Source organism: Allobosea sp. GW823-FHT02B03 (assembly GCF_058797755.1).
Genome location: NZ_JBXAJY010000007.1, coordinates 395304 through 420313, shown reverse-complemented (window position 1 = coordinate 420313; position 25010 = coordinate 395304). Strand labels below are relative to the sequence as shown.

Genomic DNA, 25010 nt, shown 5'->3' with positions numbered 1-25010 from the left:
GTGCCGGTGTTTGCCGGCGTTCCGGGGCCTGCCGGCCTCGCGACCAGATGGACAGCCAGCACGATGACCAGCACGACCGCGCCGGCGCTCCCGCGCTTTCCCATGCATATCGACGGCAAGGATCATGAGGCCGTCGAAGGCGGCTGGCTGGAGACCAAGAACCCCTATACCGGCAAGCCCTGGGCCCTGATCCCGCGCGCGACAGCCGCCGATGTCGACCTCGCCGTCAGGGCTGCGCATGAAGCCTTCACCACCGGACCCTGGTCGCGCATCAGCGTCAGCGATCGCGGCGTGCTGATGTTCCGCCTCGCCGATCTGATCGCCGCCAATGCCGAGCGCCTCGCCGATCTCGAGGTTTGCGACAATGGCAAGCTCCGCGTCGAGATGCTCGGCCAGATGAAATATCTGCCGCGCTGGTTCCAGTATTATGGCGGGCTCGCCGACAAGATCGAGGGCCATGTCACGCCGATCGACAAGGCCAACATGTTCCACTACGTCGCCTATGAGCCGCTTGGTGTCGTCGGCGCGATCACGCCCTGGAATTCGCCGCTGCTGCTCACGGTCTGGAAGCTCGCTCCGGCGCTGGCGGCCGGCAATACCGTCGTGGTCAAGCCCTCTGAATTCGCCTCGGTCTCGATGCTGGAGCTGGCGAAGCTGTTTGCGCAAGCCGGCTTCCCGCCCGGGGTCGTGAACGTCGTCACGGGCCTGGGGCAGGAGGCCGGCGAGCCGCTGGTCGAGCATCCGCTGGTGGCGCGTATCGCCTTCACCGGGGGCAATGCTGGCGGCCGCCGGGTCTACGAGGCCGCCGCGCGCCAGTTCAAGCGGGTCTCGCTCGAGCTCGGCGGCAAATCGCCCAATATCGTCTTCGCCGACGCCGATATCGACGCGGCGGTGAAGGGCGTGATCTCCGGCATCTTCGCTGCCGGCGGCCAGACCTGCATGGCTGGCTCGCGGCTCCTCCTGCAGGCCTCGATCCATGATCGCTTCCTGGACAGGCTGGTTGAAAGGATGCGCCAGGCGCGCCTCGGCGATCCCAACGACCCCGAAACCGATATCGGCCCGGTCGCGACCGAGCAGCAGCTCGCCAAGGTGCTCGACTATATCGAGATCGCGCGCCGCGACGGCGCGCGCTGCGTCCTCGGCGGAGAGCGCAGCACGCGGCCTGGCTGCACGCAGGGCTGGTTCGTCGAGCCGACCATCTTCGCCGGCGTCACCAACACGATGCGCATCGCCCGCGAAGAGGTGTTCGGGCCGCTGCTCAGCGTCCTCAGCTTCGAGACGGAGGAGGAGGCGATCGCCCTCGCCAACGACACGCCCTTTGGGCTCGCAGCCGGCGTCTGGACCACGGATCTCGGCCGCGCCATGACCCTGCCGAAGAAACTCAAGGCGGGCACGGTCTGGGTCAACGCCTATCGCGTCGTCAGTTATCTCGCGCCGTTCGGGGGCTTCAAGGAATCCGGGATCGGGCGCGAGAACGGGCAGGCCGCGATCATGGAATATCTCGAGCCGAAGAGCGTCTTCATCAACGCGAAGCCTGCGATCTCAAACCCGTTCACACTGCAATAGCCGCAGCGCTTCCCGCCTGTTCGGGACGGAGTTGGAGGCTGCTCAGGGACGGCGCACGATCACGCAGTAATAGCTGCAGCGTTCGTTTGTCTCGTTGACGAAGCGATAGGGCTCGCGGATCTGGAAATAGAAGCTGTCGCCGGCGGCGAGCCGGTGGATCGTCTCGCCGATCTCCACAGAGAGCTCGCCCTCCTGGATGATCAGGTGCTTCTCGACGCTGCCCTCATAGGTCGGCAGCCACCCCGAGGACATGCCCGGCGGGATCACGTGGAGCAAGAGCTCGACCCCGCTTTCGGGATGGGCCGGGGAAAGCACATGCCGCTCGAAGCCGGTCTCCGCGTCGCGGAAGCTCAGGCGCTGATCGGCGCGCCTGACCGAAACGGGGGCGGCATCGCTTTCTGCGCCCATCAGCCCGGAGAGCGAAGTGCCGAGGCCGCGCGCGATCCGGGTGACAATGGCGAGCGTCGGGTTCTTCTCACCGCGCTCGACCTTGGACAGCATCGCCCGGCTGACTCCGGACCGTTCGGCGAGGCCGTCCAGCGTCAGCGCCGCCGCCTTGCGCAGCCGCCTCACGCGGGAGCCGAGCTCGAGGCCTGGTTCATGATCGGCGCGCTCGCCATCTCCGGGCCGGGCTCCGGCCGGCGGATTGGACGCCCTCTCGGAGGTCGGGCCAGGTCGGTCGAGCCTGTGGGGCTCAGGCCTGTTCAGCCGCATCGCTCATTCTCGTCGCCGGTTCTCTCGTCGGTGTCAGCCCGCTTATCGCATGCGCCGCACCGGCGATAAACGTTCATCCGCTCGTCGGCCCGCCGTCAGGAGCCGCTCTCCTTGAGCTCGAGCAGGAAATAGGTGGTCGGCCCGCTCGGCAGGTCGTTGCTGAGCCGGAAGGCGACGGGACCGGTGCCGCTGACCGCCGATGGCTTCACGCTGCCGTCGAGGCCGATGGGCGAAAGCTGCCATTGCCGGGCGGTCCGGGCGAGCCTGATATCGACATGCCCCTTGCGGATCAGGACCGGCAGCCTGCCGAAATCCTCGATTACCTTCTCCTCCCGGTCCCGGAAGATCATCCCGGTATTGCGGGCATCGGTCGCGAAGATCAGCAGGAAACGGCTGCCCTTTGCTAGGGAGGCCGGCTTGTCGAGCGAGGAGATCGCGATCAGTCCATCGCCCTGCGCGCTGTCGACGCTGAGCGTCTTGAGGCTGGCCGGCAGGCTCGCCGCGGCGAAGGCGACCGCCTCGCTCGCCGGCGTCGTCAGGCGCAACTGTCGGTCGCGGCGGTTCAGCAGGATCTCGCCGGTGTCGCTCTGGAAGAGGCCGGCCGCCAGCTTCGTCTCGTTCTCTGCCGGGAGCATCCTGCTTGCTCTCAGCTTCTCGACGATTGCTTCGGGCCGGTTGGCATCGCGCGGCTGCGTGACCGCGATCTGGTCGCCGATGCGGTCGGCCACCTGCAGCCCGATCCGGCCGACCAAGGCGAGCTCCGTCAGCTGCTCGGGCTCGCGGGCCTGCATGTTCGGGCCGAGATCGGCCTCGCCGCGAACGGCGAAGGGGATGGTGAGGCGCGAAGTCGAGACATCGCCGCGCCTGTACAGCAGTGCCGTGAGCGTCTCGCCGGCCCGCGCCACCGGATCGAGCGCTATCGCATAGGGCAGCATGGCGCGCTTGTGCGGGTAGGGCTCGCCATAGGAGAGGGCGATCGGGCCATGGGCATGCCGGCAAAGCGCGTCCCAACCCTGCAACGCGGCATAGGCGGGGAACACCAGCCCGCCTTCGTAGCGGTAGCGGTTCCAGAACAGGTGGTCGTATTCGCTGATGACGAAGGGCTTGCCGAGCCAGCGCGCCGCAGCGGCCATGCGCATCGAGTTTGCGGCGTCGCCGAGGGAGCTTTGCTGGAGGAGCTTGCTGCCGGGGGCATAGCCGCTGGCCCAGTCGTGATAGGTGTTCATCGTCACGACATCGAGCCCGCGCCGGCTGAGCGCGGCCTGTACCGTCGGCCAGTTGTTGTAGGTGCTGATCAGCCCCTTGTAGCCGAAGCCGCGCAGCGCCTCGCTCATCTTCGCTGCCGAGGCGGTCTCGACTTCGGTGAAGAAGGCCTGCAGGTCGCGCAGGCGAGGGCTGGGGACATAGCGGTCGGTCGGAAGCCGGATCGTGCCGTTCTCCAGCTTCTCGCCCCAGCCGAGCCTGCCCCAGGCCTTGGCGAGCGCCTGGCTCGACGGGTAGCGCCGCGCCAGCCATGCGTTGAACGGGGGCGCGAACATCGCGTCATAGGGCGCCTTGCCCGGCCGGTCGTGGACGACGCTCTCGAATTCGAGGCTGTTCTCGTTGACGAGGATCACCAGCGCCAGCGCCTCGTCATGGATCGGCGCGATGCCGGTATAGGGATTGACGCGGGTGAGGATCTTCTCGGTGATCTGCTTCCAGTGCGCGAAGGCGGCCTCGTCGAGATGCAGCGCGAGCTTGAGATTGCCGCTTGGGTCCCAGCGCTCGTCGCGGCCGCCATAGGCGCCGTGCCACGAGGTCATGCCGTCGATCATCCAGTAGATGCCGTTCCGCTTCAGCGCGGCGAGCAGGTAGTGGATTCGGTCGAGCGTCTCCGGGTCGAAATCGAAATCCCGGGCGCGGCCGATCATCAGCGAAGCGTCGAGGAAGGTCAGCCGCGCGATATTGTAGCCGTGGAGCGCGAGCTGGCGGGCGTAGCGGTCGGCCCCGGCGCGATCCGGAAAGCCGCCCGAAGCCGGGCTCCATGCGAGGGAGGCGCAGAACAGGCGCGCCGGTTCGCCGGGGCTGTCGGCAAAGGCGAGGCGGCCATCCTGGCGCGCGATCACCCTTTGGCTCGCGCCGTCTCCACTGCCCGCTTTGCCGCCGATCGGGCGGTTAGGGAGCATCCGCGAGAAGTCGAGCGGGCTGCCGGCGCCGATCGCGAGCGACACCTCCCGCACCGGCAGCCATGTCTCGGCGGCCCGCGCGGAAGGGGGCGCGAGCATCAGCGTCGCCGGCGCCAGCGCCGCGACCGCGGCGGAAAGCAGTCTCTTCATGCGCGCCCGCTCTCCCGTCTCAGGGCCGCGAAGGACCGTGCAGGATGTAGGATTTGGTGAGGCCCGCGATCTTCTCCCGGACCAGATTCGCCTCCGGCGCGTAGGAGCGGAACTCCTTCAGCGTCAGGATCTGGATCTCCTCGAAATACTCCCGGATATGCTCCTCGGACGGCTTCGACAGGAAGCGCCAGGGCGACAGCCGGACCGCATGGCGGGCGACCGAGCGCGGCAGCCAGTGCAGGCCGGGGCAGAAGAAGTGCGGCTCGATCGGGAAGACATAGGCCGGCGTCTGGACGAAATAGTAGTTCGAGACCCGGTTGATCTCGCGCATCAGATTGGCTCGCTTGGCCGGCGGCACATGCTCGATCACCGAGTTGCAGACTGCTACGTCGAACGCCTTGTCCTCGAAGGGGAGGCGGTCGCCGTCATAGACGATGACCTTGACGTGGCCGTATGAGCCGGTGAACGAGCGCGCCTGCCCGTCGTCGCGGATGTTGACCAATGTCAGGTCCCTGGGAACGTCGGCCGGGTCGAGCTTCTCCCAGAAATGCCGCGAGCCGCCGACATCGCAGACCTTGAGCGATGTGAAGTCGGGGAGTGCCTCGCGGAACAGGCCGCCGCGCTTCCTGCGGAAGTACTCCGAGGACGAGTGCACGATCCGGTCCCAGAGCGAAACGGTCTTCTTCACGCTGTCATCGGTCATGAAGGGGCTTTCCTGAGATGCTTGTGGCGCGGCGCGCGTCAGGCCGCCGTTTGCGAAGGCTTGTGGAGGATGCGGCTTTCGATCGGCGCAGCCGGCGGGAGCCGCTGCCGCAGGAAGCCGACGGGCAGCGCCGCGGCATGAAAGAACCAGGCGGTGACGGTGTAGAGCCCCATGCTCAGTCCGCCCTTGCGCAGGCTCATCAGCCCGATCATGCCGGCGAGAACCGCGAGCACCAGTCCGAGGGCCAGCCACTTGTGCGGTAGGAACAGCAGGATGGCGATGCAGAGCGCCCACCAGAGATAGACCGCGCTCCATAGCTTGAGCTCGGGGAGCTCGCGCAGCATCTGGAAAAAATAGGGCTTGCCGAGCGAGGCTCGCAGCAATTCGCCGACGCCGTGCAGGTACTTGTTCTTCCAGCGCCGCAGGAGCAGCTGGTAGGAGTTCACCGTATGGCCGAAATGCTGGACGAAGCGCCGGTCGAGCCGGTGCAGCTGCCAGCCGGCGCTGCGCAGGCGCACGCCGAGGTCGAACTCCTCATGGCCATGCAGGTTGCGATCCGAGAGATAGCCGGCCTGCTCGATGGCGCTGCGCCGGTAGAGCCCGCCGCCATTCATCCGGTCGACCGTGCCGGTGCCGTACTGGGAACTGCTGCGCTGGACCCTGCGCGCATATTCGAGCGAGGCGACCAGCTTCTCCTCGACATGGCCGGTGACGCCCGCGACCGAGGGGTTTTCTTCCAGGAAGCGGACCGCCTCAGGCAGGAAGCCGGGATCGAGCAGCATGTCGCCGTCGAGCAGGCAGATATGCTCGCCGCGGGAATGCTGAAATCCGAGCTGCGGCCCGATCCCGCAGCTCGGCCGGGCCGGCGCAACGATCTGGACGACCAGGACCGGATAGCGCGAGGCGATCTCGATGGTGCGGTCGGACGAACCGCTATCGGCGATGATCACCTCGCCCTGCACCTCGCCGAGCCCCGCCAGGGCGCTCTCGATCGTCGCGGCGATGCGCTTCTCTTCGTTCAGGGTCTTGATGATGATCGAAACGGCCAATCGGGTCTCCGGTATCGATACGATCTGCGCGAGGGCGTCAGAAGTCGGTGAGCAGCCTGCTCCAGCTCTCCGAGGCCAGGCCGCCGATATAGATATCGTTGTGCAGCGCGGCCTCCTTGATCTCGGCATGGCGCGTGACCATGCAGAAATAGCCGCGATGCTTGAATGAGAGGCGGCGCTGCCGTGAGATCGCGTTCATCATGAAAGGCTGCGCTATGCCGCTGGCCCGCACATAGCCCTCGGCATCCAGATGCGAGAACATCTGGCCGACCACCTCGAATTCCCGGCCGGCTTCGCAGAGCACGTTCAGCACCGTCGCCTCGAGCTTGCTCTTCCCGAAGAAGAGGAAGGCGCCGATCGTGCGGCCGCTCTCGTCGACGACGCTGCGAACCTGCAGCGTCCCGAGGCCGTTGTTCAGCGCGGCCACCCCGTGCAGCCAATCGAATTCGAGCCTCGACCAGGTCGGACGGATCGAGAAGCGCTCCGTCATCGGGCCGGCGCAGGCGAAGAACGCATCCACGCTCGTTTCGATGGTTCGGCAACCTGATGGCGCGGGCGGGACCAGCGACGGCCTCCGTCGACGCAGAACATCATCGATCCGCCCCAACAGGTGGAGGATGGGACGGGAGCGCAGGGCCGGGAGATGCCGGCTGCAGTTGATGGCCCCGGCCGAGAGCGGCCGGAAGGAGCGATGCCATTCGAGGCTCTGGATCGGCAGGACGACGCCGCCTCCCGCCACCCAATGGTCGGCACTGACCGGCGAGGAATTGTCCGAGAAGCACATGTCCTGCTTGGCGGCCCGCATCTGGCGGGCGAGGCGCGCCGCGCCGGCGGCGCCTTCTTTCCCCTCCGCCATGAAGGCGCAGAGCAGCTTGGCGATCACCTTGCGGCCATGGACCGTGAATTCCATGGGAATGGCGAGGATGGCGCTGGTCACGCCGCCGGCGCCGCTGTCATGGACGATGCTGCCATGCTCCGGCCGGTAATGCGGGCTGCCGAAGAAGACGGTTTCCAGATAGGCTTCGAGATCGGGCGCGACCGCGCCCTTGCCGTCGCGAAAGCTCCGCGCGAACAGCTTCGCTACCGCCGGAACATCGCTGCGCGCCATAGGCCGAACGCCGCCGACGCGGGATGCCGCTTCGTCGCGGGCCGGGGAGGAGGGGCGCAGATCGTCTCGCAACTCAGCGTCCATGCGCCATCCCGGCTCCGGGTTCCTGCTCGGTCGCCCGCTCCCGGTCCCGGCGCACGATCCTCATCAAGGCGGTCCAGGATGCGGCGACCATGGCGATCTCGATGACGTAGAACGAGACGAAGGTGCCGGCCGGCGGCGCATACCAGGTCGCGACTGCGGCGAGCGCGGCGCCCAGCACGCTGCCGAGGCCCATCACCGCGGCGCGGGTCGGCTGGTGGCCCGATGCGCCGAGCGCTTCCATCGCCACAGCCCAGATCGCCAGCGGGATGACCGCCCAGCAGAGGATCCTGACGAAGGAGACGAGCGAGACATAACCCTGGCCGAAGAGGAAGGGCAGGACCGGCGCCAGCACGAAGACGGCGACCGCCGCAGCGATGCTGATCAGCGTGGCCGCGACCAGAACCTTGCGGACCCGCGGCATGGCATGCTGCAACCCTTCCACCGTCGCCCGGGCCGAGCCGGGATAGACGAGACGGTTGAGAGCCTCGACCGAGAGATAGCTGCTCTCCAGCATGCGCCGGGCGACGCTGTAGCTCGCGACGATCTCGGCGGTTGCGACGAGGCTGAGCACGAGCAGGTCGGCGTTCTGGCGCACCGCACGCAGGATGAAGGGCACGCTGAAATAGAGGCCGAGCGGCAATTCCTCGCGCACCAGCCGGTATTCCGGACGGCCGAGCCCGCGCAGGGCACGCCAGCAGACGAGGGCGACGAGGACATGGCAGGCGAACTGCCAGATCGCCCAGGATGCGATGCTGGCGACGCCGAAGACGAGGCAGGCGAGGCCCGCGGCAGCGGTCCGCGCCAAAGCGAAGCCGACCACGACTGTGTTCGCCGAAGCGAAGTCGGAATGGGCGATGAAGATCTGCTCGGCCAGCACGATGACGCGGACCAGCACGATGTTGGTCGCGAGCATCAGCGTGATCACGGCGACGTTCGTCGCCGGATCAGGGGACAGCGTGAAGAAGAAGGGCAGCAGGACCGCGCCGATCAGCACGAGGGCCACGCCGCTGGCCGCCGTCAGGATCAGGTTGTGGCCGAGCATGACCGGGTACATCGACCGATCGCGGGCGACCCGCCGGACGAGGCACTCCATCGCGCCGAGGCCGCACATATGGACCGCGATGTTCGAGATCGCCGTGATCGCGACGAACAGGCTGAATTCGTGGACGCCGAGAAAGCGGGCGAGGATCGCGAAGGTCAGGAGCTGCGCGGCCGAGCTGATGACAAGGCTGCCGCCGGAGGCGGCATAGGACATCAGCATCGGGAGCAGGGCTCCGCGACTGCCCGATCCTCTTGCGTTGCCCGGAGCCATCCTCTCCCGCCTTAGACATCGACCGAACGAGGCCGCCACGATGGACCTACCATCGCAGCGGCGTCTGTAGCAGGCAAAAATAAGGGCGCAGTTAACACCGCAGCTGCGTTTCAGCAGGTGTTTACCCGCGCTGGAGTAGCGTGCCGCGCGTCACAGCCGTCCAGCGACGGAAGGAGTCCCGATGTCGGGCCAAGCAGTCGATCCTATGGGCCAGAACGGGCCTCGCATGCAGCGCTTCATGAATATCGAGCTGGAACTCGCTCCGGACGTCCTCGTGCCGCGGCAGGAGACCGAGCTGCTCGGGGCAAGCGCCGTCGCGATCCTGCGCGAGCAGCCGCCGGGACAGATGGTGGTCGACATGTGCTGCGGCTCCGGCAATCTCGCTTTGTCGATCGCCAGCGAAATTCCTTCCGCCCGCATCTGGGGAGCGGACCTGACCGACAGCACGGTCGCGCTCGCCCGCCGCAATGCCGAGCGCCTTGGCGTCCAGGATCAGGTGACCATCCGGCAGGGCGACCTCTTCGATGCATTGGCGGACGATAGCCTCGTCGGCACGGTCGACCTGATCGTCTGCAATCCGCCCTATATCTCGACCGCCCGTCTCGAGGGCGAGAGCGCGCATCTGCTCGCGGCAGAGCCGCGCGAGGCCTTCGACGGCGGGCCCTACGGCATCTCGATCCATCAGCGCGTGATCCGCGATGCCGTTGAGTTCCTGAAGCCGGGTGGCTGGCTGCTGTTCGAGTTCGGTGAAGGCCAGGATCGTCAGGCGGCGGCACTGATCGCCCGCGCCAAGGCCTACGAGCCCGTGCGCTTCGCCCAGAACGAGGCTGGAACGCCGCGGGTCGCGCTGGTCCGGAAGCGCGTTGCTGCGCCGGTCGCCGGCGAGGCGGCGGGGCGGTCGGCATGAGCCTGGTCCGCCCGCTGGAGGCCGCCGATATTCCGGCGGTCGCAGGGCTCTTCCAGCGCGTGTTCCGCAACAGCGATGCGCCGCCGCCCGCGGCGCTCGCCACCCATCTGGCACTCCATTATCTCGAAGCGCCGGGCTACGATTCCGAGATCAGGCCGCTCGTCCATGTCTCCGGCGACGGCGACATTTCCGGCTTCATCGGCGTCAATGCCCTGCCGATGAGCCATGATGGCCGCAAGCTGCGCGCGGCGATCTGTGGATCGCTCATGGTCGAGCGCCGGGGTAGCGATCCGATGGCCGGCGCCAGACTCCTCAAGACCTTCCTGGCCGGGCCGCAGGATCTCTCCTTCAGCGAGACGGCGAGCGAGGTCTCGGCGCAGATGTGGACGAGGCTGCGCGGCGTGGCGCTGCCGGAATACAGTCTCGACTGGGTACGCATCATCCGGCCTTCGGCCTTCATGATGGAGCTCGCATCCAGCCGTGTGGGCGCGGTGCGGCTGCTTTCCCCGCTCGCCGGGGTCATCGATCGCCGTCTGCGCGGGAGGATGCAGGAGAACGACCTGCGCTGGTCCGGCGTGCCGGAGAGCTGGGCGGTCAAGGGCGGCCTCAAGGTCGCCGAGATCGATCAGGCCGGCTTTGCGGCGCTCGTCGAGCCGCTAACCCGGCAGTTCGCGCTTCGGCCGGACTGGAGCGCCGAGCAGCTCGCACACATCGTCGCCGAAGCCACCGGCAAGCCGGAACATGGCGAGGCGGTGCTCGCCTCGGTCTCGACGCCAGGTGGGATGCCGATCGGCGCCTTCCTCTACCATCTGCGTCCCGGCGGGATCGCGCGCGTCCTGCAGATACTGACCGCGCCGGGTCAGGCCGGCCCCGTCATCGACTGTCTGATCGGGCATGCGGCGCAGCGCGGCGCCGCCGGATTACGCGGACGCACGCAGCCTGCCTTGCTGGGGGCGATGCTCGGGCGCCGCATCGCCTTCACCCATCTCGCCTCGACCGTCGTGCATGCGCGCGAGCAGGCGCTGGTCGACGCCTTCCTCGCGGGCCAGGGCTTCTTCAACGGGATGGCGGGCGAGAGCTGGAGCCGGCTGGTCGGCGGGCGCTTCGAATAGCGCGCCGGACCGACGCGGCGATCGCCCGCGCCGGCGCGTCCGGTCTCAGCCGGCGATCTCCGTCACCGCTTCGACAAGTTGCGGCTCGAGATGCAGATAGCGCGTCGCCCGGCGCTTGGCTGCGATGTCTGCCCAGGCGCGCTCGACCTCGACCGTGCTCAGCTTCGCGGCAGCGCCGACCTGTTCGGCCGAGAGACCGCTGTTGAGGCCGTAAAGGCACAGATCCATGCGGTCATAGGGCAGGGAGAAGTAGAACTCCTCCTGCGTCTGCTCGAGCGAATAGGTGTCGGTGGTCGGTGGCCGGCGCCGGATCTCCTCGGGGATGCCGAGATCGGCGGCGAGCGCATAGACCTGGCTCTTGTAGAGATGCGCGATCGGCTTGACGTCCGCCGCGCCGTCGCCGTTCTTGACGAAGAAGCCCTGATCGTACTCCAGCCGGTTCGGCGTGCCGAGTACGGCGAAGTTCAGCCGGTCGGCGTGGTAGTACTCGATCTGCTTGCGGGTGCGCTGCTTCATGTTGGTCGCGGCGACGATTCCAAGATAGACCGCGGGCGGCATGCGCAGCTTGGTGCGCTTGCCTTCCGGGTCCTGCACCACCAGCGAGGAGATGTTGTAGCCTTCGCCCGCGAGCGAGTTGGCGATCACGATCTTCGAGGCCCAGCCGGGCCCGTATTCCGGCACCAGCTCCCTGATGAAGCCGTCGCGCCGCTCATAGCAACCCATCGCTTGCAGCGTCGGCCCGATGTCCTCGACCACGGCCGCGACGCCGAAGGTCTCGGCGACCAGCCGGCCGAGCCTGAGGCTCTCGGGATCGGAATCGTTCTCCGGCATGAACAGGCAGAAGACGTTCTTCGCGCCGACCGCGCGCACCGCCAGCGCCACCGAGACGCTGGAATCGATGCCGCCGGACAGGCCGAGCACCAGCCCGCGCTTGCGCATGACGCGCAATTGCGCGCGCAGGCCGGCGACGATGCGCTCGATCTCGGCCGCACCGTCGATCTTCAGCGTCTCAGCCGAGAAGGCGAGGCTTTCCGGGGCAGGAGCGATGTTCATTCGGCGGCTCCCAGCGTTTCGGCGGCCAGCCTGCGGCTGACTTTCCCGGTGTCGGTCTTTGGCAGTTCGCTGCGGAATTCCACGATCTTCGGCACCATGAAGTCCTCGAGATGGGCGGCGCAGTGCCGGATGATGTCGCGTTCGCTCAGGCTCTCGTCCGAACGGACCACGAGGGCCGCGATGGCGTGGCCGAGCACCGGATCGGCAATGCCCATCACTACGGCCTCGGCGATACCGGGATGGGCATGCAGGACGGTCTCGACCTCCTTGGGAGCGACCTTCTCGCCACGCGTCTTGATGATGTCGTCCTTGCGGCCGACGAAATAGAGGAAACCGTCCGCGTCGGTCTGGAAGAGATCGCCCGTATGCAGCCGCTTCTCCCACGGGTTCGGGCCCGCGCGCAGCATCTGCGTGGTCGCCGCGTCATTGCGCCAGTAGCCCTGCATGACATGCGGGCCGCGGATGACGAGCTCGCCGGCAACGCCCGGCGGCACGCGATTGCCGTCGTCGTCGACGACGAGCGCTTCGGTGTTGGGGATCGCGATGCCGACTGAGCCGGGTCGGCGGTCGAGCTCTTCCGGCGGCAGATAGGTGCAGCGCTTGCACTCGGTGAGCCCGTACATCGAATAGATCCGCACGCCGGGGAGAAGCTCGCGCAGCCGGGCGATATGCACCGGCGGCAGGGCCGCGGCGGTGTTCGAGATGTAGCGCAGGCTCGGCAGGAAGCCGGATTCGAGGTCACGCATCTGCAGGACCAGCGCTGCCATGGTCGGAACCAGCGGGAAGCCGGTGACCCTTTCGGTGCGGATGCGCTCGAAGATCGCCTGCGGGAAGGCGAACGACTTCTCGAGGACGAGGGTCGCGCCGAGCCGCATCGCCATCAGCAGCTGGTAGAGCCCATAGTCGAAGGCCAGCGGCAGCACGTTGAGGATGATGTCGTCCGGGTTGTTCTGCAGATAGGTGGTGATCGATTCCGCCGCCGCATCGATGTTGCGGTGGGTCATCATCACGCCCTTGGGCCGGCCGGTCGAGCCCGACGTGTAGATCAGCATCGCCAGATCGATGTCGATTCCGCCATGCGCGACCGGGGTCGGCTCGGCCTTGAGGCAATCCTCGAAGGCGACCGCTCCCTCCGGCGTCTGATCGGCTACGGCCTGTGTCGAGGCGACGAAGAGCGGCCGCCCGGCGCTGGCCGCGCGCGCCTGTGTCACGACCGGCATCAGCCTGGCCTGGGTCAGGATCGCGGCGGCCTCGCAATCGTCGATGATGTAGGCGAGCTTGTCGGCCTTGGTCGAGGCGTTGATCGGGCTGAAGGTCGCGCCGGCCTTGAGGATCGCGAAGATCGAGACGGCTGCTTCCCAGCAATTGTCCATGAAGACGAGCACGCGGTCGCCGCGCTTCACCCCGTTTGCGGCGAGCGCCGCTGCGAGCCGGCTGGAAAGCGCGTCCAGCTCGGCATAGGCCAGCCGCTTCCCGCCGGAGACCAGCGCGATCTTGGCGCCATGCGCCCTGGCGCTGTTGATGACGAAGTGCTCGACCCGCATCTGCCCGATATCCCGCCTGCCTGTTACGCCGATGCGGGCGCCGCGGTCTTCGAGGCGATGAAGGCCGTGATGCGCGCGAGGGAGTCGAGATTGGCCGGCATGATGTCGGCATCGGCGACGGTGATGCCGTAGCGATCCTCGATGAAGGCGACGAGCTCGAGCACGCCGGTAGAATCGATGATGCCGTTCTCGATCAGCGAGTCCGTGTCGGCGAGCGGGTTGCTGGTATCGCCGAACAGAAAATTCTCGATGACGAAGGCCTTCACCGCATCCCTGATCGTATCGGTCATGTCAGTTCCTTTTCTGAAGAGATGTCAGGCGGCTTTCGAGCTCTGGCTGCCCGCGCCGGTGAAGGTCTTGAGCCAGAGCTGTGTGGACAGGATGCCGACGAAAGCCGCGTTGTCACGGAAGCCGGAAGCGGGTCGCGTGCGACATTTCTCGTGCAGCTTCGCCACCGCCTTCGGGTTGAAGAGGCCGTTCTCGCCGATCGCGGTCTCGCTGAGCGCGGCCTCGACATAGTCGGCGGCGCCGGCTCCGACGAAGGAGGCGCTGTCGGGCGCGCGATAGGGCTGCTTGCTGCGCTTGCCGATCGATGGCGGCAGCAGGTCCTTGGTCGCCTCCCGCAGGATGTGCTTCTCGACGAGGCCTTTCAGCTTCATCTCGGGTGGCAGCCCGGCGGCGAACTCGACCAGCTTGTGGTCGAGGAAAGGGAAGCGGCCTTCGATGCCATGGGCCATCGCCATGCGGTCGCCCTGGCTGGAGAGAATGTAGCCGGGCAGCAGGAAACGGGCTTCCAGGTACTGCGCCTGGTGCAGCGGGTGCCAGCGCGCGAACGCTTCCGGCAGGCGCGACACCATCTCGTCGGCGGCGTCGTAGTTCGCGAGGCTCGCCCGCAGATCACCCGAGAAGAACAGCTTGGTCGCCGCCGTGCCGTCGAGGCGCGGCCGGTGCGAATACAAGGGGTCGCTGAGGGCGTGGCCGTTCGCGCCGAAGAAGGAGGCAAGATACTCCGCCGACTGCTGCCGCAGGCCGGGTAGATAGGGATAGAGCTTGCGGAAGAGATGCGGCCTGATGCGGGAGCCCGGCTGCCGCGCGCAGAAGCGGCGCACCCGGTTCTCCTTGAAGATATCGTAGCCGGCAAAGACCTCGTCGGCACCTTCGCCGGTCAGCACCACTTTCAGCCCGGCCTCGCGCACCAGCCCGGAGAGCTTGAACAGCGGGGCAGGGGCCGTCCGGATGATCGGCCGCTCGGTGAAGCGGATGACATCGGGGAAGACCGTGGCGATATCGCCCTCGCGGCAGGCGACCGCGCTGTGCTGCGTGCCGAGCGCGCGCGCCATCTCCAGCTGGAATTCGCTCTCGTCATGCTCGGCGCTGTCGAAGGTGACGGAGAAGGTCCGTAGCCCGCCCGGAACCATGCCGGCGGCGAGCGCCGAGGTGATCGAGGAATCGAGTCCGCCCGAGAGATAGGAGCCGACCGGCACGTCGGCCCGCATGCGGATGCGTGTCGCTTCGGTCAGCAGGGCGCGCAGCTCCTCGGCGGCTTCGCGCTCGTCCTTGTGTCGGGAGGGAGCGTCGCCGTCGGGATAGTCCAGGCTCCAATAGGGCCGGGTCGAGACGCGGCCATCCTGCACGATCATCAGGTGTGCCGGCTCGAGCTCGCTGATGTCGCGGAAGGCCGTGCGCGGCGCGATCGGCGCCCAAAGCGTGAAGATCTGGTCGAGGGCGACAGGGTCGATCTCCGCGCTCACCCCGGGCACCTGGAGCAGCGCCTTGACCTCGGAGGCGAAATAGAAGCGCTCGCCCTGGCGCGTGTAGAACAGCGGCCTGACGCCCATGCGGTCGCGGGCGAGGAACATACGCCGCCGGCGGGCATCCCAGATCGCGAAGGCGAAATCGCCGTTGAGGAGCGAGAGGCAGTCCTCACCCATCTCGTCATAGAGATGCAGGATCACTTCGGTGTCGCTGGTCGTCCGGAAGCGGCGGCCTTTGGCCTGCAGCTCTTCGCGCAGCTCAACATAGTTGAAGATCTCGCCGTTGAAGGCGATCGTCAGTTCGCCTGATGCATCCGACATCGGTTGCTGGCCGTCGCCGAGGCCGACGATGGAGAGCCGGGCGTGGCCGAGGCCGGCATCATCAGCCGCAAAGAAGCCCTGCGCGTCGGGGCCGCGATGGGCGATCGCGGCCGTCATCCTCCCAAGAAGATCTCTTCCATCCCGGCCGGGGCCGAAATAGCCAACGAAACCACACATACCGAGATGTTTCCGAAAGTCCGGCGAACTCTTCTTGGAATTATAGCCAGCCGAACGGGGGCAGGCGTTAACGTCGCCGGATATTCACGCGGATGGTAAATTTTGGAAGGCCGGAAAGCGCAAGGGAAGGCTGCAACAGACGCGTCTGACAATTTGCAAGCCGGCATCGCGGCGCCCGCCGATGCCGTCCGAGAGGCCGGCGATACGCTCGGCCGCCCCTGCTGTCCTCGCCGTGTCTCCTACTGGATTAACGCAATGTTCAGGGGGGTATGCCTAGCTCTGGGGCAGAGTTGCGGGAGGCAGGTGCGTCTCTTCCGTCTTGAGTTGCGTACCGAGGGCGAAGCGTAATGTACGGGCCGAAGGAGTCGGAGCAGCGTCAGACGCCTCGACCCGTCGGCCAGAGCCGCGGCGCCAGGACGGCCGCCGATTTCGTGGTCGGTTCCGACGGCACGGCGGCGGTTGCGAGCAGAAGCCCGCTCGCGCGCATCGGCCAGCTCGCGCGTATCGGGGTCGATGACGTCCTCGCCTGGCTTCGCGACGGCCTCGGCTGGATCATCGGAGCCATCGTCGTCTGCCTCGTCGGCGCGCTCCTCTACGCCGCCACGACGCCGCCGCGCTACACCGTCTTCACCGACATCCTGATCGACCCGTCCAACCTCAATGTCGTGCGGGACGACGTCTTCACCTCCAACCCGCAGCGCGACGCGCAGCTTCTGGAAGTCGAGAGCAAGCTCCGGATCCTGACGTCGCGCAATGTCCTCTCGCGCGTGATCGACAAGCTCGACCTGACCAATGATCCCGAATTCGTCAAACCGGGCCTGCTGACGCCTCTCTGGAACCTGATCTCGCCGGCAGAGGTCGCCCGCGACAACCGGCTGGCGGTGATGCGCGCCCTGTCGGAGAGGGTCGACGCGCGTCGCGAGGAGCGCTCCTTCGTCGTCGTGATGCGCTTCTGGGCCGAGGATCCCGAAAAGGCGGTGGTGATCTCCAACGCCATCGTCGACGCCTTCGAGGCGGAGCTTTTCCAGTCCTCCGCTGAAAGCGCCGGCCGGGTGGTGAAGAACCTCAACAACCGCCTGGACGAGCTGCGCCGCAACGTCACCGAGGCCGAGCAGCGGGTCGAGGATTTCCGCCGCTCGAAAGGGCTGCAGCTGAACAATGGCGAGCCGGTCAGTGCCCGGCTTTCGAGCGAGCTCAACACCCAGGTGCTCGATGCCCAGCAGCGCTTCATCCAGGCTGAGACGCGCTACCGGCAGATGAGCGCTGCGATCGCCGAACGGCGGACCACCAGCGCGGCGATCTTCGATTCCGCGACCATGGTCAGCCTGCGGGCGCAGCTCAACCAGCTCCAGCAGCAGATCGGATCGATCAGGGCGATCTTCGGCACGCGGCACCCCCAGATGGTCACGGCGCTCTCCGAGCAGCAGGCGATCGAGGCGGCGCTGGTGCGCGAGGCACGTCGCATTCTCGACGGGGCGAGGGCGGAATTCGAGCGGGAGCGCTCGAACCTTGCGACGTTGCGCAGCAAGGCGAGTGACGAAAAGTCGAACGTCTTCAGCGACAATGAGGAGCAGGTCCAGCTGCGCGACCTGCAGCGCGACGCACGGGCCAAGGCCGCGCTCTACGAAACCCATCTCGCGCGGACGCAGCAGATCAGCGAACGCCAGCAGATCGACACCAGCAATGTCCGGGTCATCTCGCGGCCAGTCCCGCCGAAGGCGCGTAGCTGGCCGCCGCGGACGCTTATCCTGCTCGGTGCGGCGGTCTTCCTCGGTCTTCTCCTCGGCGTCTCGATCGCCCTGGGGCGCGGCGCGTGGCGCTATCTGCGCGATCCGCGGCTCGCGACCGCCTGAGGGCGTCGCCGGGATGCGCGACGCAATCGACAATGAGGAGGGCGGGGCGGACGGGTTCAGGGCGCGCGTCGGCACCTTCCTCTTCCTGTCGGTCTTCCTCTTCTCCTGGATAACCCTCAACCCCTTCGTTGATCTCTCCGGCGCCGTGGTTCTCGACCAGTCGGCGCGCGCCTCGAGCGCGTTGAACCAGCTCGTCTCGCTCGCGCTCTTCGCGTGCATGCTCGGTTACGGCCTGCTCCACCCGATGCGCCGCATCATCCTTCAGCCGCGCGTCTTGCTGTCGCTGATCTTTGCCTGGCTGGGCTTCGTTTCGATCATCGTCTCCGCCTATCCGTTCCAGGGCATCAAGGGGATGGTCCTGGCCGTCATCGCGGTGGTGAACGCCAGCATCTTCCTGTTGCTGCCGCGCTCCGAGCGGCATTTCGCGAAGCTGCTCGGGATCGGCTGCCTGATCGTCCTGTCGGTCTCGTATTATGGCATCCTGTTCAAGCCGGCACTGTCGATCCATCAGGCTTCCGAGGCGCTGGAGCAGACCAATGCCGGCCTGTGGCGCGGCCATTTCCGGCACAAGAATGACGCTGCCGTCGCCATGGTGGTCATGGCGCTCTTCGGCCTCTTCGTCATGAACGTCTGGTCGCGCCTGCTCGGCATCGTCATTGTCTGCCTGGCCTTCGTCTTTCTGGTCAACACCGGCGGGAAGACCTCGACCGCGATGTTGCCGGCCGTGCTGGTCGTCGCCTGGATTTTCGAGAAGGTGCGCATCCTGCGCCTCCCCATCGTCATCGGCGGCGTCGCGCTGTTCAATCTCTTCGCCATCGGCTCGGCTGTGATCCGGCCGCTGGGCGACTTCGTCACCGAGCTCGGCATCGACGCGACCTTCACCAACCGGGCCGATGTCTGGCGCCTGGCCTTCACCGCGATCGCCGAGCAGCCGCTGACCGGTTATGGCATCAAGGGCTTCTGGCAGACCTCGCAGCTCGTGAACGGCGGCGGCTCGGTCGAGACCTGGGCCGTGGCGGCGGCCCACGCGCACAACTCGTATCTCGAAGTGATCCTGATGATGGGAGTGCCGGGGCTCCTGTTGACCCTGGCCTGGCTCTTCGTCATGCCGCTCTATCACATCTCCCGGATCGAGCCTGCGAGCGAGCACAGCCATCTTACCCGGCTCTTCATCAGGATCTGGCTTTACGTGATCTTCCATGCCTGCCTGGAAAGCCTGTTCTTCGAAGGCGCCAATCCGCTCTGGTTCACCTTCCTGATCGTGATCTACGGGCTCTTGCTGCAGACCTCGGCGGCTCTGACCCCCGCCACCGAACCGAAGCCGCAGGGAAATGTCGTGCATGCCTAGCCTGTTCGAACGGATCGGAGGGAAGGGAGGTCAGGTCGACCGGCTGGCGAACCGGCTGATCTGGAAGTTCGCCGGTCCCCGTCGCATGCTCGAGACCGAGGTCCCGCTGGTCTCCTTCACCTTCGACGACGTGCCCGACAGCGCCTTGCACCAAGGCGCCGCGATCCTCGAACGACATGGCGCGCGTGGCACCTTCTACATCGCCGGTGGCCTTTCGGGGCAGGTCGAGCCCGAGCGCGTGCTGATCGGGCCGGAGGGCTGCCGGGATCTCGCCGAGCGCGGCCACGAGGTCGGCTGTCATACCTTCTCGCATCGCAGGGTCCGCGACGTCCCGCGGGCTGAGCTGCCGCGCGATCTCGACGGCAATGCGGCCTTTCTCGCCGCGGCCGGGATTGCCCGGCCTCCGACCAATTTCGCCTTTCCCTATAACTCGGCATGGCCGCTGGCGCGCGCGGAGTTCCGGCGTCGTTTCCGCAGTTGTCGTGCTGCCGGCGAGACGATCAATCGCGGACGTGTCGACCCGCTCATGCTGAAGGCGGTCGAAATCCGCCAGCCGGAGCAGGAGGCGCGAGCCCTGACAGGGTGGATCGACGAGGTGGCGAGGGCGCCCGGCTGGCTCGTCTTCTTCACGCACGACATCGCGGCAAGCCCGACGCCCTATGGCTGCACGCCCGAGACCTTCGAGCATCTGGTCGCGCATGCGGTCGCGCGCGGATGCACCGTCCTGCCGGTCGACCAGGTGCTTGACCGGTTAGGCTGGTGAAAGGGGAAGCCGTGTCGAACGCGCAACCGGCCGAGAACCGCCTGCTGGCGATCAACAACTACTTCTATCGCCGCGGCGGCGCGGAGACCGTCTTCTTCGACCATATGGCGATGTTTTCGCAGCTCGGCTGGGACGTCGTCCCTTTCGCCATGCAGCACGAGAACAATGCGCCCTCGCCATGGTCGGGCTATTTCGTCTCGGAGATCGAATATGGCCGGCGCACGAGCCCGCTGCGCAAGGTCGCACAGGCCGCCAGCATCATCTACTCGCGCGAGGCGCAGCGTAATCTCGCGCGGCTGATCGAGCAGGCGCGTCCCACCGTCGCCCATGCCCACAATGTCTACCACCATCTCTCGCCGGCGATCTTCTCGACCCTGAAGGATGCCGGGATTCCGGTGGTGATGACGGCGCATGATCTGAAGCTCGCCTGCCCGGCCTACAAGATGCTGCGCGACGGCAAGGTCTGCGAGGACTGCAAGGGCGGGCGGATCCACAACGTCCTGCGCCATCGCTGCGTCAAGGATTCGGTGCCGCTCAGCGGGCTCGTCCTGGTCGAGACGATGGTGCACCGGGCGCTCGGCCTCTACCGCGACAAGCTCGACCGCATCGTGGTTCCCAGCCGCTTCTATCTGGAGAAGCTGGTGGAGTGGGGCTGGCCGCGCGAGAAGCTCGTCTACATTCCGAATTTCGTCGAGGTGGACGGATTTCGCGAGGCTTGGGATGAGGGCGACTATGTCGTCTTCGCCGGGCGGCTCGCGCCGGAAAAGGGGCTCGCGACGCTGATCCAGGCGGCCGCGCGCGCAGGGCAGCGGCTCATTCTGGCCGGGACCGGGCCGGAGGAAGCGGCGCTTCGCGACCTCGTCGTCAGGACGGGCGCCGATGCGCGTTTCGTCGGGCACCTCTCGGGACAGGAGCTGCACCGTCTGATCGGCCAGTCCCGCGCGCTCGTTCTCCCGTCCGAATGGTATGAGAACGCGCCGATCAGCATCCTCGAAGCCTATGCGCTCGGGCGCCCGGTGATCGGCGCTGCGATCGGTGGCATTCCGGAAATGATCCGGGACGGGGAGACCGGGCTGCTCAGCGCTTCGGGCGATGTCGACGATCTCGCGCAGAGGCTGACGGATCTGGCGGCGCTGTCGGATGCGGATCGCGCGCGGATGGGCCGGGCCGGGCGTGACTGGATCGCGAGTGAGTTTTCCGCCGCCGCCTATCGCGACCGGACGCTCGACCTTTACGGCAGGCTCGGCCGCTGAAATTGAAGGGAAGGGCGCGACGTAAAGGTTAACAAATGGAAAATGGCGCCGGTCTTGCCGCTTCACTTGCGGCTGGATGGCTGTTTTCCTTATGTCTGCTGGTAGCTTGAGACATGAGGGTCTCGAGCCCTAGATTTCTCCGGCCCTCAGGGAGAACTTTCGGGATTGAAGAGGGACATTTGCAACGCCGTTCGGCTTGCAGCGTTACGCCGGGCTCGACTGGGCGTGACGGGTGGAGGCGACCATGACCAGTCTTCCCATCGCGATGCCGCCCGGTAAATCGGCTTCCGCTGCGGCAACGCCCGAGCCTCGTCGCCGGATCATTTTCCTGGGTCTGCGCGGCATCCCCAACGTCCAGGGCGGCGTCGAGAAGCATGTCGAGATGCTCGCCGGCGAGCTGGCGGCCTGCGGCTGGGATGTCGAGGTCATCGGCCGCAGCCGCTATCTGCCGCATGTCGGTTCCGGCTCGTGGAACGGCATTCGCGTCTCTCCACTATGGGCGCCGCGCAGGATGGCGCTCGAAGCCCTCGTCCACACCTTCCTCGGGGTTTGGCTCGCGGCGCTGCGCCGGCCCGACATCCTGCACATCCATGCGGTTGGTCCGGCCCTGCTCGTGCCGCTCGCCCGGCTTCTCGGCCTCAGGGTCGTCGTCACCCATCACGGCTATGACTATGAGCGCCAGAAATGGGGGGGGCTTGCCCGGCGCGCGCTTAAGCTCGGCGAGTATTTCGGCATGCGCCTTTCGCACGGCCGGATCGCGGTCTCCAGCGAGGTCGCTCGGGCCATGGCGGAGCGCTATGCGGCGCCCGTCACCTATGTGCCGAATGGCGTGAGTGTCGCGCCGCCCGGCGCAGAGACCGGGATTCTCGAAGAGTTCGGCCTGCAGCCGAAACGCTATGTGCTGATGGCGGCGCGTTTCGTCCCGGAGAAGCGACAGCCGGACCTGATCAAGGCCTTCGCCAAATGCCGCGCCTCCGGATTTCAGCTGGTGCTGGCCGGCGATGCGGAGTTCGAGACGCCCTATTCGCGCGAGGTGAGGGCTCTGGCGAAGAACATGCCCGGGGTCGTGCTGACCGGCTTCCAGACCGGCGGCAGGCTTGCGGAGCTCTTCGCCAATGCGGCTCTGTTCGTCCTTCCATCCAGCCATGAAGGCATGCCGATCGCGCTGCTCGAAGCGATGGCGTCGGGCCTGCCGGTGCTTGCCAGCGACATCGCCGCGAACAAGGCGCTAGCCCTGCCGGCCGACGACTACTTTCCGCTCGGCGACATCGACGCCCTCGCGAAAGCGATGGCGATAAAGATGGCGAATCCGCTCAGCGAGGAGCAGGCGCGAATCCAGAGGCTGCAGGTCGAGCAGGCCTATAGCTGGCCGAGCGTCGCCCAGAAGACGCTTCAGGTCTACCGTTCCACCCTGATGAACTAGTTTGCTTGCCTCAGGCTCGCGGGCGCGCGACAAGGCCGGCTCGCCGTAACCGGAGACGAGCAGATCATGAATTCAAGAGCGCTTTTGCGCGTCCTGCCCTGGCTGCTGCTCGCCTTCATCGTCTTCGCCACCCTGTCCTCGCTCGAAATGCGCCCGCGAATCGGCCATGCGGTCCATCTCGAACGCTTCGGGGCCTTCGGGCTCCTGGGCTTCCTGTTCGCGGCGGTCTATCCGAGGCGGATCGCGGCCGTGCTGCTGTTCGTCGTGGTCGTCGCGATCGGGCTCGAGTTCTTCCAGCTGCTCTCGCCGGACCGGCATGCCCGCTTGGGTGATCTCCTGGTCAAGCTGGCCGGGGGCGTCTGCGGTGTGGCGTCCTGCTGGCTGATCATGCGCTTCCTGCCGGGGGTTCGCGGCCTGCTCGCGCGCGTCTCCTGATCGCCGGAGCCGGCATTCGCCGGCGCGTCGCTTCTGTTCGCGGCGCGGCCGGATGTCACGGCAATCCGTTGGATCGACAAAGAGATGGATCGCCGATCCGCACCCGATAGGATGGTCGAGCGTCAAGCGATCTATCGAGAGCGCGTCCTGCGTGCTCAGGCCTGGAGGCAGATCATGGATGAAGACCGTTTCAACATGGCAGTCCGCAAGTTCCTGAAGGAGGTCGGCGTGACCTCGCAGCGGGAGATCGAGCGCATCGTGCGCGACGGCACGGCTCAAGGAGGACGCGTGCGCCTGCGCATGACGCTGACCTCGGAGGATGCTCCCGCGCTCCAGCACGTGGTCGAGACGACGATCGAACTCCGGTGACGCGGAGCTGGAGCATTTCCGCAATTCTCTGAATCGCGGAAATGCTCTAATTCTTTGTTTTATCGCATTTTCTTCACGCGAACCGGTGCCCGCTTCGCGCGAAAATGCTCTAGAAGTCCATGCCGCCCGGCATTGCCGGCGCCGTCTCCTTCCTCGGGAGGTCGGCGATCAGGGCCTCGGTGGTGATCAGCAGCGAGGCGATCGAGGCGGCATCCTCGAGCGCCGTGCGCACGACCTTGGCGGGGTCGATCACGCCGTTCGCGACCAGGTCCTGAAATTCGCCTGTCGCGGCGTTATAGCCCCAGCCATAGTCGTTCTTCTCGATCAGCTTGCCGACGATGACCGAGCCGTCGGCGCCGGCGTTCTCGATGATCTGGCGAGCCGGGGCCTGCAGGGCGCGGCGCACGATGTCGACGCCGGTGCGCTGGTCGCCATTCGCCGGCTTGAGCGCCGCGAGCGCCTTCAGCGCGCGCAGCAGCGGCACGCCGCCGCCCGGCAGGATGCCTTCCTCGACCGCCGCCCGTGTGGCGTGCATGGCGTCGTCGACACGGTCCTTCTTCTCCTTGACCTCGGTCTCGGTCGCGCCGCCGACGCGGATCACCGCGACGCCGCCGGCGAGCTTGGCCAGCCGCTCCTGCAACTTCTCGCGGTCGTAGTCCGATGAGGTCTCCTCGATCTGCGCCCTGATCTGAGCGATGCGGGCCTCGATGTCCTTCTTCCTGCCGGCGCCGCCGACGATCGTGGTGTTTTCCTTTTCGATCATGACCTTCTTGGCGCGGCCGAGCATGTCGAGCGTCACCGTTTCGAGCTTGATGCCGAGATCCTCGGAGACGGCGGTGCCACCGGTCAGGATCGCGATGTCTTCGAGCATCGCCTTGCGGCGGTCGCCGAAGCCCGGCGCCTTGACCGCGGCGATCTTCAGCCCCGCCCGCAGCCGGTTGACGACGAGTGTCGCCAAGGCTTCGCCCTCGACATCCTCGGCGATGATCAGCAGCGGCTTTCCGGTCTGCATCACCGCCTCGAGCAAGGGCAGCATGGCCTGCAATGCCGAGAGCTTCTTCTCGTGGATCAGCACATAGGCGTCTTCCAGCTCGGCGCGCAGCTTCTCGGCATCGGTGATGAAATAGGGCGAGATGTAGCCGCGGTCGAACTGCATGCCCTCGACGATGTCGAGCTCGGTCAGCGCGGTCTTCGCCTCTTCGACCGTGATCACGCCTTCATTGCCGACCTTCTTCATAGCCGAGGCGATCATCTTGCCGATCTCCTCGTCGCCATTGGCCGAGATGGTGCCGATCTGGGCGATCTCGCTATTGGCCGTGACCTTTCTGGCGTTCGCCTTGAAATCCGCGACGGCGGCTCCGACGGCCATGTCGATGCCGCGCTTCAGATCCATCGGGTTCATCCCGGCGGCGACCGCCTTGGCACCTTCCCTGACAATCGCATGGGCGAGGACGGTAGCCGTCGTGGTGCCGTCCCCGGCGGCATCGTGCTGCTTGGCGGCGACCTCGCGCACCATTTGCGCGCCCATGTTCTCGAACCTGTCGGCGAGCTCGATCTCGCGCGCCACGGCGACGCCGTCCTTGGTGATCCGGGGCGCGCCAAAACCCTTCTCTATCACGACGTTGCGACCCTTCGGGCCGAGCGTCACCTTGACGGCGTCGGCGAGGATTTCGACGCCGCGCAGCATCTTCTCCCGTGCCTCGGACGAGAACTTCAGTTCCTTCGCAGCCATGGCTGGGCCCTCCTCTGGCGGTGGCAGTACCGGCGCGCGCAGGAGCCTCGAGCGAGTCTCCTTCTGGCCGGTCCCTGCCGATCACGTCGCTCCCGAGCGCATGCGACAGGCGCTC

At 66.7% G+C, this 25010-nt stretch carries 21 protein-coding genes; 10 read left to right on the top strand and 11 right to left on the bottom strand.

Features of this window, described 5'->3' with window-relative positions:
• Positions 1-63: 63 nt before the first annotated feature.
• On the top strand, positions 64-1566 hold the full coding sequence (locus tag AC1REK_RS24760; protein WP_492269564.1) for an aldehyde dehydrogenase: 1503 nt from the start codon (positions 64-66) through the stop codon (positions 1564-1566).
• Between the two features lie 42 nt (positions 1567-1608).
• Here AC1REK_RS24760 and AC1REK_RS24755 read toward each other — a convergent pair whose 3' ends face one another.
• The 6 genes from AC1REK_RS24755 to AC1REK_RS24730 form a co-directional block, all read right to left on the bottom strand.
• Positions 1609-2280 carry a helix-turn-helix domain-containing protein gene (locus AC1REK_RS24755; protein ID WP_492269565.1) on the bottom strand — a complete coding sequence of 224 codons (672 nt, stop codon included), beginning with the start codon at positions 2278-2280 and terminating at the stop codon, positions 1609-1611.
• A 95-nt stretch (positions 2281-2375) separates the two neighbouring features.
• A complete protein-coding gene (locus tag AC1REK_RS24750) occupies positions 2376-4595 on the bottom strand; it encodes a glycoside hydrolase (protein WP_492269566.1) in 2220 nt (739 codons plus the stop codon).
• A 19-nt stretch (positions 4596-4614) separates the two neighbouring features.
• On the bottom strand, positions 4615-5298 hold the full coding sequence (locus AC1REK_RS24745) for a class I SAM-dependent methyltransferase (RefSeq protein ID WP_492269567.1): 684 nt from the start codon (positions 5296-5298) through the stop codon (positions 4615-4617).
• A 38-nt stretch (positions 5299-5336) separates the two neighbouring features.
• On the bottom strand, positions 5337-6347 hold the full coding sequence (locus AC1REK_RS24740) for a glycosyltransferase family 2 protein (protein ID WP_492269568.1): 1011 nt from the start codon (positions 6345-6347) through the stop codon (positions 5337-5339).
• Positions 6348-6384: 37 nt separating this feature from the next.
• Positions 6385-7539 (bottom strand): GNAT family N-acetyltransferase, encoded by a 1155-nt coding sequence (locus tag AC1REK_RS24735; protein WP_492269569.1) that lies wholly within the window; start codon positions 7537-7539, stop codon positions 6385-6387.
• Entirely contained in the window at positions 7529-8851 is a 1323-nt protein-coding gene (locus tag AC1REK_RS24730) for a lipopolysaccharide biosynthesis protein (RefSeq protein WP_492269570.1), read from the bottom strand. The genes AC1REK_RS24735 and AC1REK_RS24730 overlap by 11 nt, the downstream gene beginning before the upstream one ends.
• Positions 8852-9032: 181 nt before the next feature.
• Between AC1REK_RS24730 and AC1REK_RS24725 the strand changes: the two genes are divergently transcribed.
• Both AC1REK_RS24725 and AC1REK_RS24720 read left to right on the top strand, forming a co-directional pair.
• Entirely contained in the window at positions 9033-9758 is a 726-nt protein-coding gene (locus AC1REK_RS24725) for a N5-glutamine methyltransferase family protein (protein WP_492269571.1), read from the top strand.
• On the top strand, positions 9755-10870 hold the full coding sequence (locus AC1REK_RS24720) for a hypothetical protein (RefSeq protein ID WP_492269572.1): 1116 nt from the start codon (positions 9755-9757) through the stop codon (positions 10868-10870). The genes AC1REK_RS24725 and AC1REK_RS24720 overlap by 4 nt, the downstream gene beginning before the upstream one ends.
• A 45-nt stretch (positions 10871-10915) precedes the next feature.
• Here AC1REK_RS24720 and nadE read toward each other — a convergent pair whose 3' ends face one another.
• The 4 genes from nadE to asnB are packed head-to-tail and all read right to left on the bottom strand — an operon-like array spanning position 10916 to position 15719.
• Positions 10916-11923 (bottom strand): NAD(+) synthase, encoded by a 1008-nt coding sequence (nadE, locus tag AC1REK_RS24715; RefSeq protein WP_492269573.1) that lies wholly within the window; start codon positions 11921-11923, stop codon positions 10916-10918.
• On the bottom strand, positions 11920-13467 hold the full coding sequence (locus AC1REK_RS24710; protein WP_492269574.1) for a class I adenylate-forming enzyme family protein: 1548 nt from the start codon (positions 13465-13467) through the stop codon (positions 11920-11922). The genes nadE and AC1REK_RS24710 overlap by 4 nt, the downstream gene beginning before the upstream one ends.
• Positions 13468-13490: 23 nt before the next feature.
• A complete protein-coding gene (locus AC1REK_RS24705) occupies positions 13491-13757 on the bottom strand; it encodes an acyl carrier protein (RefSeq protein WP_316016415.1) in 267 nt (88 codons plus the stop codon).
• Between the two features lie 24 nt (positions 13758-13781).
• The gene (gene asnB / locus AC1REK_RS24700; protein ID WP_492269575.1) at positions 13782-15719 is read right to left on the bottom strand and encodes an asparagine synthase (glutamine-hydrolyzing); all 1938 of its coding nucleotides are present in this window, start codon (positions 15717-15719) and stop codon (positions 13782-13784) included.
• Positions 15720-16066: 347 nt separating this feature from the next.
• Between asnB and AC1REK_RS24695 the strand changes: the two genes are divergently transcribed.
• From AC1REK_RS24695 to AC1REK_RS24665, 7 genes are all read left to right on the top strand, one after another.
• Positions 16067-17572: a GumC family protein gene (locus AC1REK_RS24695; protein ID WP_492269576.1), complete on the top strand. Its 1506-nt coding sequence runs from the start codon at positions 16067-16069 to the stop codon at positions 17570-17572.
• A gap of 13 nt (positions 17573-17585) precedes the next feature.
• A complete protein-coding gene (locus tag AC1REK_RS24690; protein WP_327522234.1) occupies positions 17586-18920 on the top strand; it encodes an O-antigen ligase family protein in 1335 nt (444 codons plus the stop codon).
• On the top strand, positions 18913-19683 hold the full coding sequence (locus AC1REK_RS24685; RefSeq protein ID WP_492269577.1) for a polysaccharide deacetylase family protein: 771 nt from the start codon (positions 18913-18915) through the stop codon (positions 19681-19683). The genes AC1REK_RS24690 and AC1REK_RS24685 overlap by 8 nt, the downstream gene beginning before the upstream one ends.
• Positions 19684-19694: 11 nt before the next feature.
• Positions 19695-20936, top strand: coding sequence for a glycosyltransferase family 4 protein (locus tag AC1REK_RS24680; protein ID WP_492269578.1), 1242 nt, complete (start codon positions 19695-19697; stop codon positions 20934-20936).
• Between the two features lie 265 nt (positions 20937-21201).
• Positions 21202-22359 carry a glycosyltransferase family 4 protein gene (locus AC1REK_RS24675; RefSeq protein ID WP_492269826.1) on the top strand — a complete coding sequence of 386 codons (1158 nt, stop codon included), beginning with the start codon at positions 21202-21204 and terminating at the stop codon, positions 22357-22359.
• Between the two features lie 66 nt (positions 22360-22425).
• Entirely contained in the window at positions 22426-22794 is a 369-nt protein-coding gene (locus AC1REK_RS24670) for a VanZ family protein (RefSeq protein ID WP_327522231.1), read from the top strand.
• Between the two features lie 174 nt (positions 22795-22968).
• Positions 22969-23163: a DUF6494 family protein gene (locus AC1REK_RS24665; RefSeq protein WP_316016409.1), complete on the top strand. Its 195-nt coding sequence runs from the start codon at positions 22969-22971 to the stop codon at positions 23161-23163.
• A 109-nt stretch (positions 23164-23272) separates the two neighbouring features.
• On the opposite strand, the gene groL is transcribed toward AC1REK_RS24665, so the two are convergent.
• Positions 23273-24895 carry a chaperonin GroEL gene (groL, locus tag AC1REK_RS24660; RefSeq protein ID WP_492269579.1) on the bottom strand — a complete coding sequence of 541 codons (1623 nt, stop codon included), beginning with the start codon at positions 24893-24895 and terminating at the stop codon, positions 23273-23275.
• Positions 24896-25010: the final 115 nt, after the last annotated feature.

Bases quoted from the DNA above. Each gene is read 5' to 3' on its own strand.
- AC1REK_RS24760 (WP_492269564.1), top strand. From the start codon at position 64: ATGACCAGCACGACCGCGCCGGCGCTCCCGCGCTTTCCCATGCATATC.
- AC1REK_RS24755 (WP_492269565.1), bottom strand. From the start codon at position 2,280: ATGCGGCTGAACAGGCCTGAGCCCCACAGGCTCGACCGACCTGGCCCG.
- AC1REK_RS24750 (WP_492269566.1), bottom strand. From the start codon at position 4,595: ATGAAGAGACTGCTTTCCGCCGCGGTCGCGGCGCTGGCGCCGGCGACG.
- AC1REK_RS24745 (WP_492269567.1), bottom strand. From the start codon at position 5,298: ATGACCGATGACAGCGTGAAGAAGACCGTTTCGCTCTGGGACCGGATC.
- AC1REK_RS24735 (WP_492269569.1), bottom strand. From the start codon at position 7,539: ATGGACGCTGAGTTGCGAGACGATCTGCGCCCCTCCTCCCCGGCCCGC.
- AC1REK_RS24730 (WP_492269570.1), bottom strand. From the start codon at position 8,851: ATGGCTCCGGGCAACGCAAGAGGATCGGGCAGTCGCGGAGCCCTGCTC.
- AC1REK_RS24725 (WP_492269571.1), top strand. From the start codon at position 9,033: ATGTCGGGCCAAGCAGTCGATCCTATGGGCCAGAACGGGCCTCGCATG.
- AC1REK_RS24720 (WP_492269572.1), top strand. From the start codon at position 9,755: ATGAGCCTGGTCCGCCCGCTGGAGGCCGCCGATATTCCGGCGGTCGCA.
- nadE (WP_492269573.1), bottom strand. From the start codon at position 11,923: ATGAACATCGCTCCTGCCCCGGAAAGCCTCGCCTTCTCGGCTGAGACG.
- AC1REK_RS24710 (WP_492269574.1), bottom strand. From the start codon at position 13,467: ATGCGGGTCGAGCACTTCGTCATCAACAGCGCCAGGGCGCATGGCGCC.
- AC1REK_RS24705 (WP_316016415.1), bottom strand. From the start codon at position 13,757: ATGACCGATACGATCAGGGATGCGGTGAAGGCCTTCGTCATCGAGAAT.
- asnB (WP_492269575.1), bottom strand. From the start codon at position 15,719: ATGTGTGGTTTCGTTGGCTATTTCGGCCCCGGCCGGGATGGAAGAGAT.
- AC1REK_RS24695 (WP_492269576.1), top strand. From the start codon at position 16,067: ATGTACGGGCCGAAGGAGTCGGAGCAGCGTCAGACGCCTCGACCCGTC.
- AC1REK_RS24690 (WP_327522234.1), top strand. From the start codon at position 17,586: ATGCGCGACGCAATCGACAATGAGGAGGGCGGGGCGGACGGGTTCAGG.
- AC1REK_RS24685 (WP_492269577.1), top strand. From the start codon at position 18,913: ATGCCTAGCCTGTTCGAACGGATCGGAGGGAAGGGAGGTCAGGTCGAC.
- AC1REK_RS24675 (WP_492269826.1), top strand. From the start codon at position 21,202: ATGCCGCCCGGTAAATCGGCTTCCGCTGCGGCAACGCCCGAGCCTCGT.
- AC1REK_RS24670 (WP_327522231.1), top strand. From the start codon at position 22,426: ATGAATTCAAGAGCGCTTTTGCGCGTCCTGCCCTGGCTGCTGCTCGCC.
- AC1REK_RS24665 (WP_316016409.1), top strand. From the start codon at position 22,969: ATGGATGAAGACCGTTTCAACATGGCAGTCCGCAAGTTCCTGAAGGAG.
- groL (WP_492269579.1), bottom strand. From the start codon at position 24,895: ATGGCTGCGAAGGAACTGAAGTTCTCGTCCGAGGCACGGGAGAAGATG.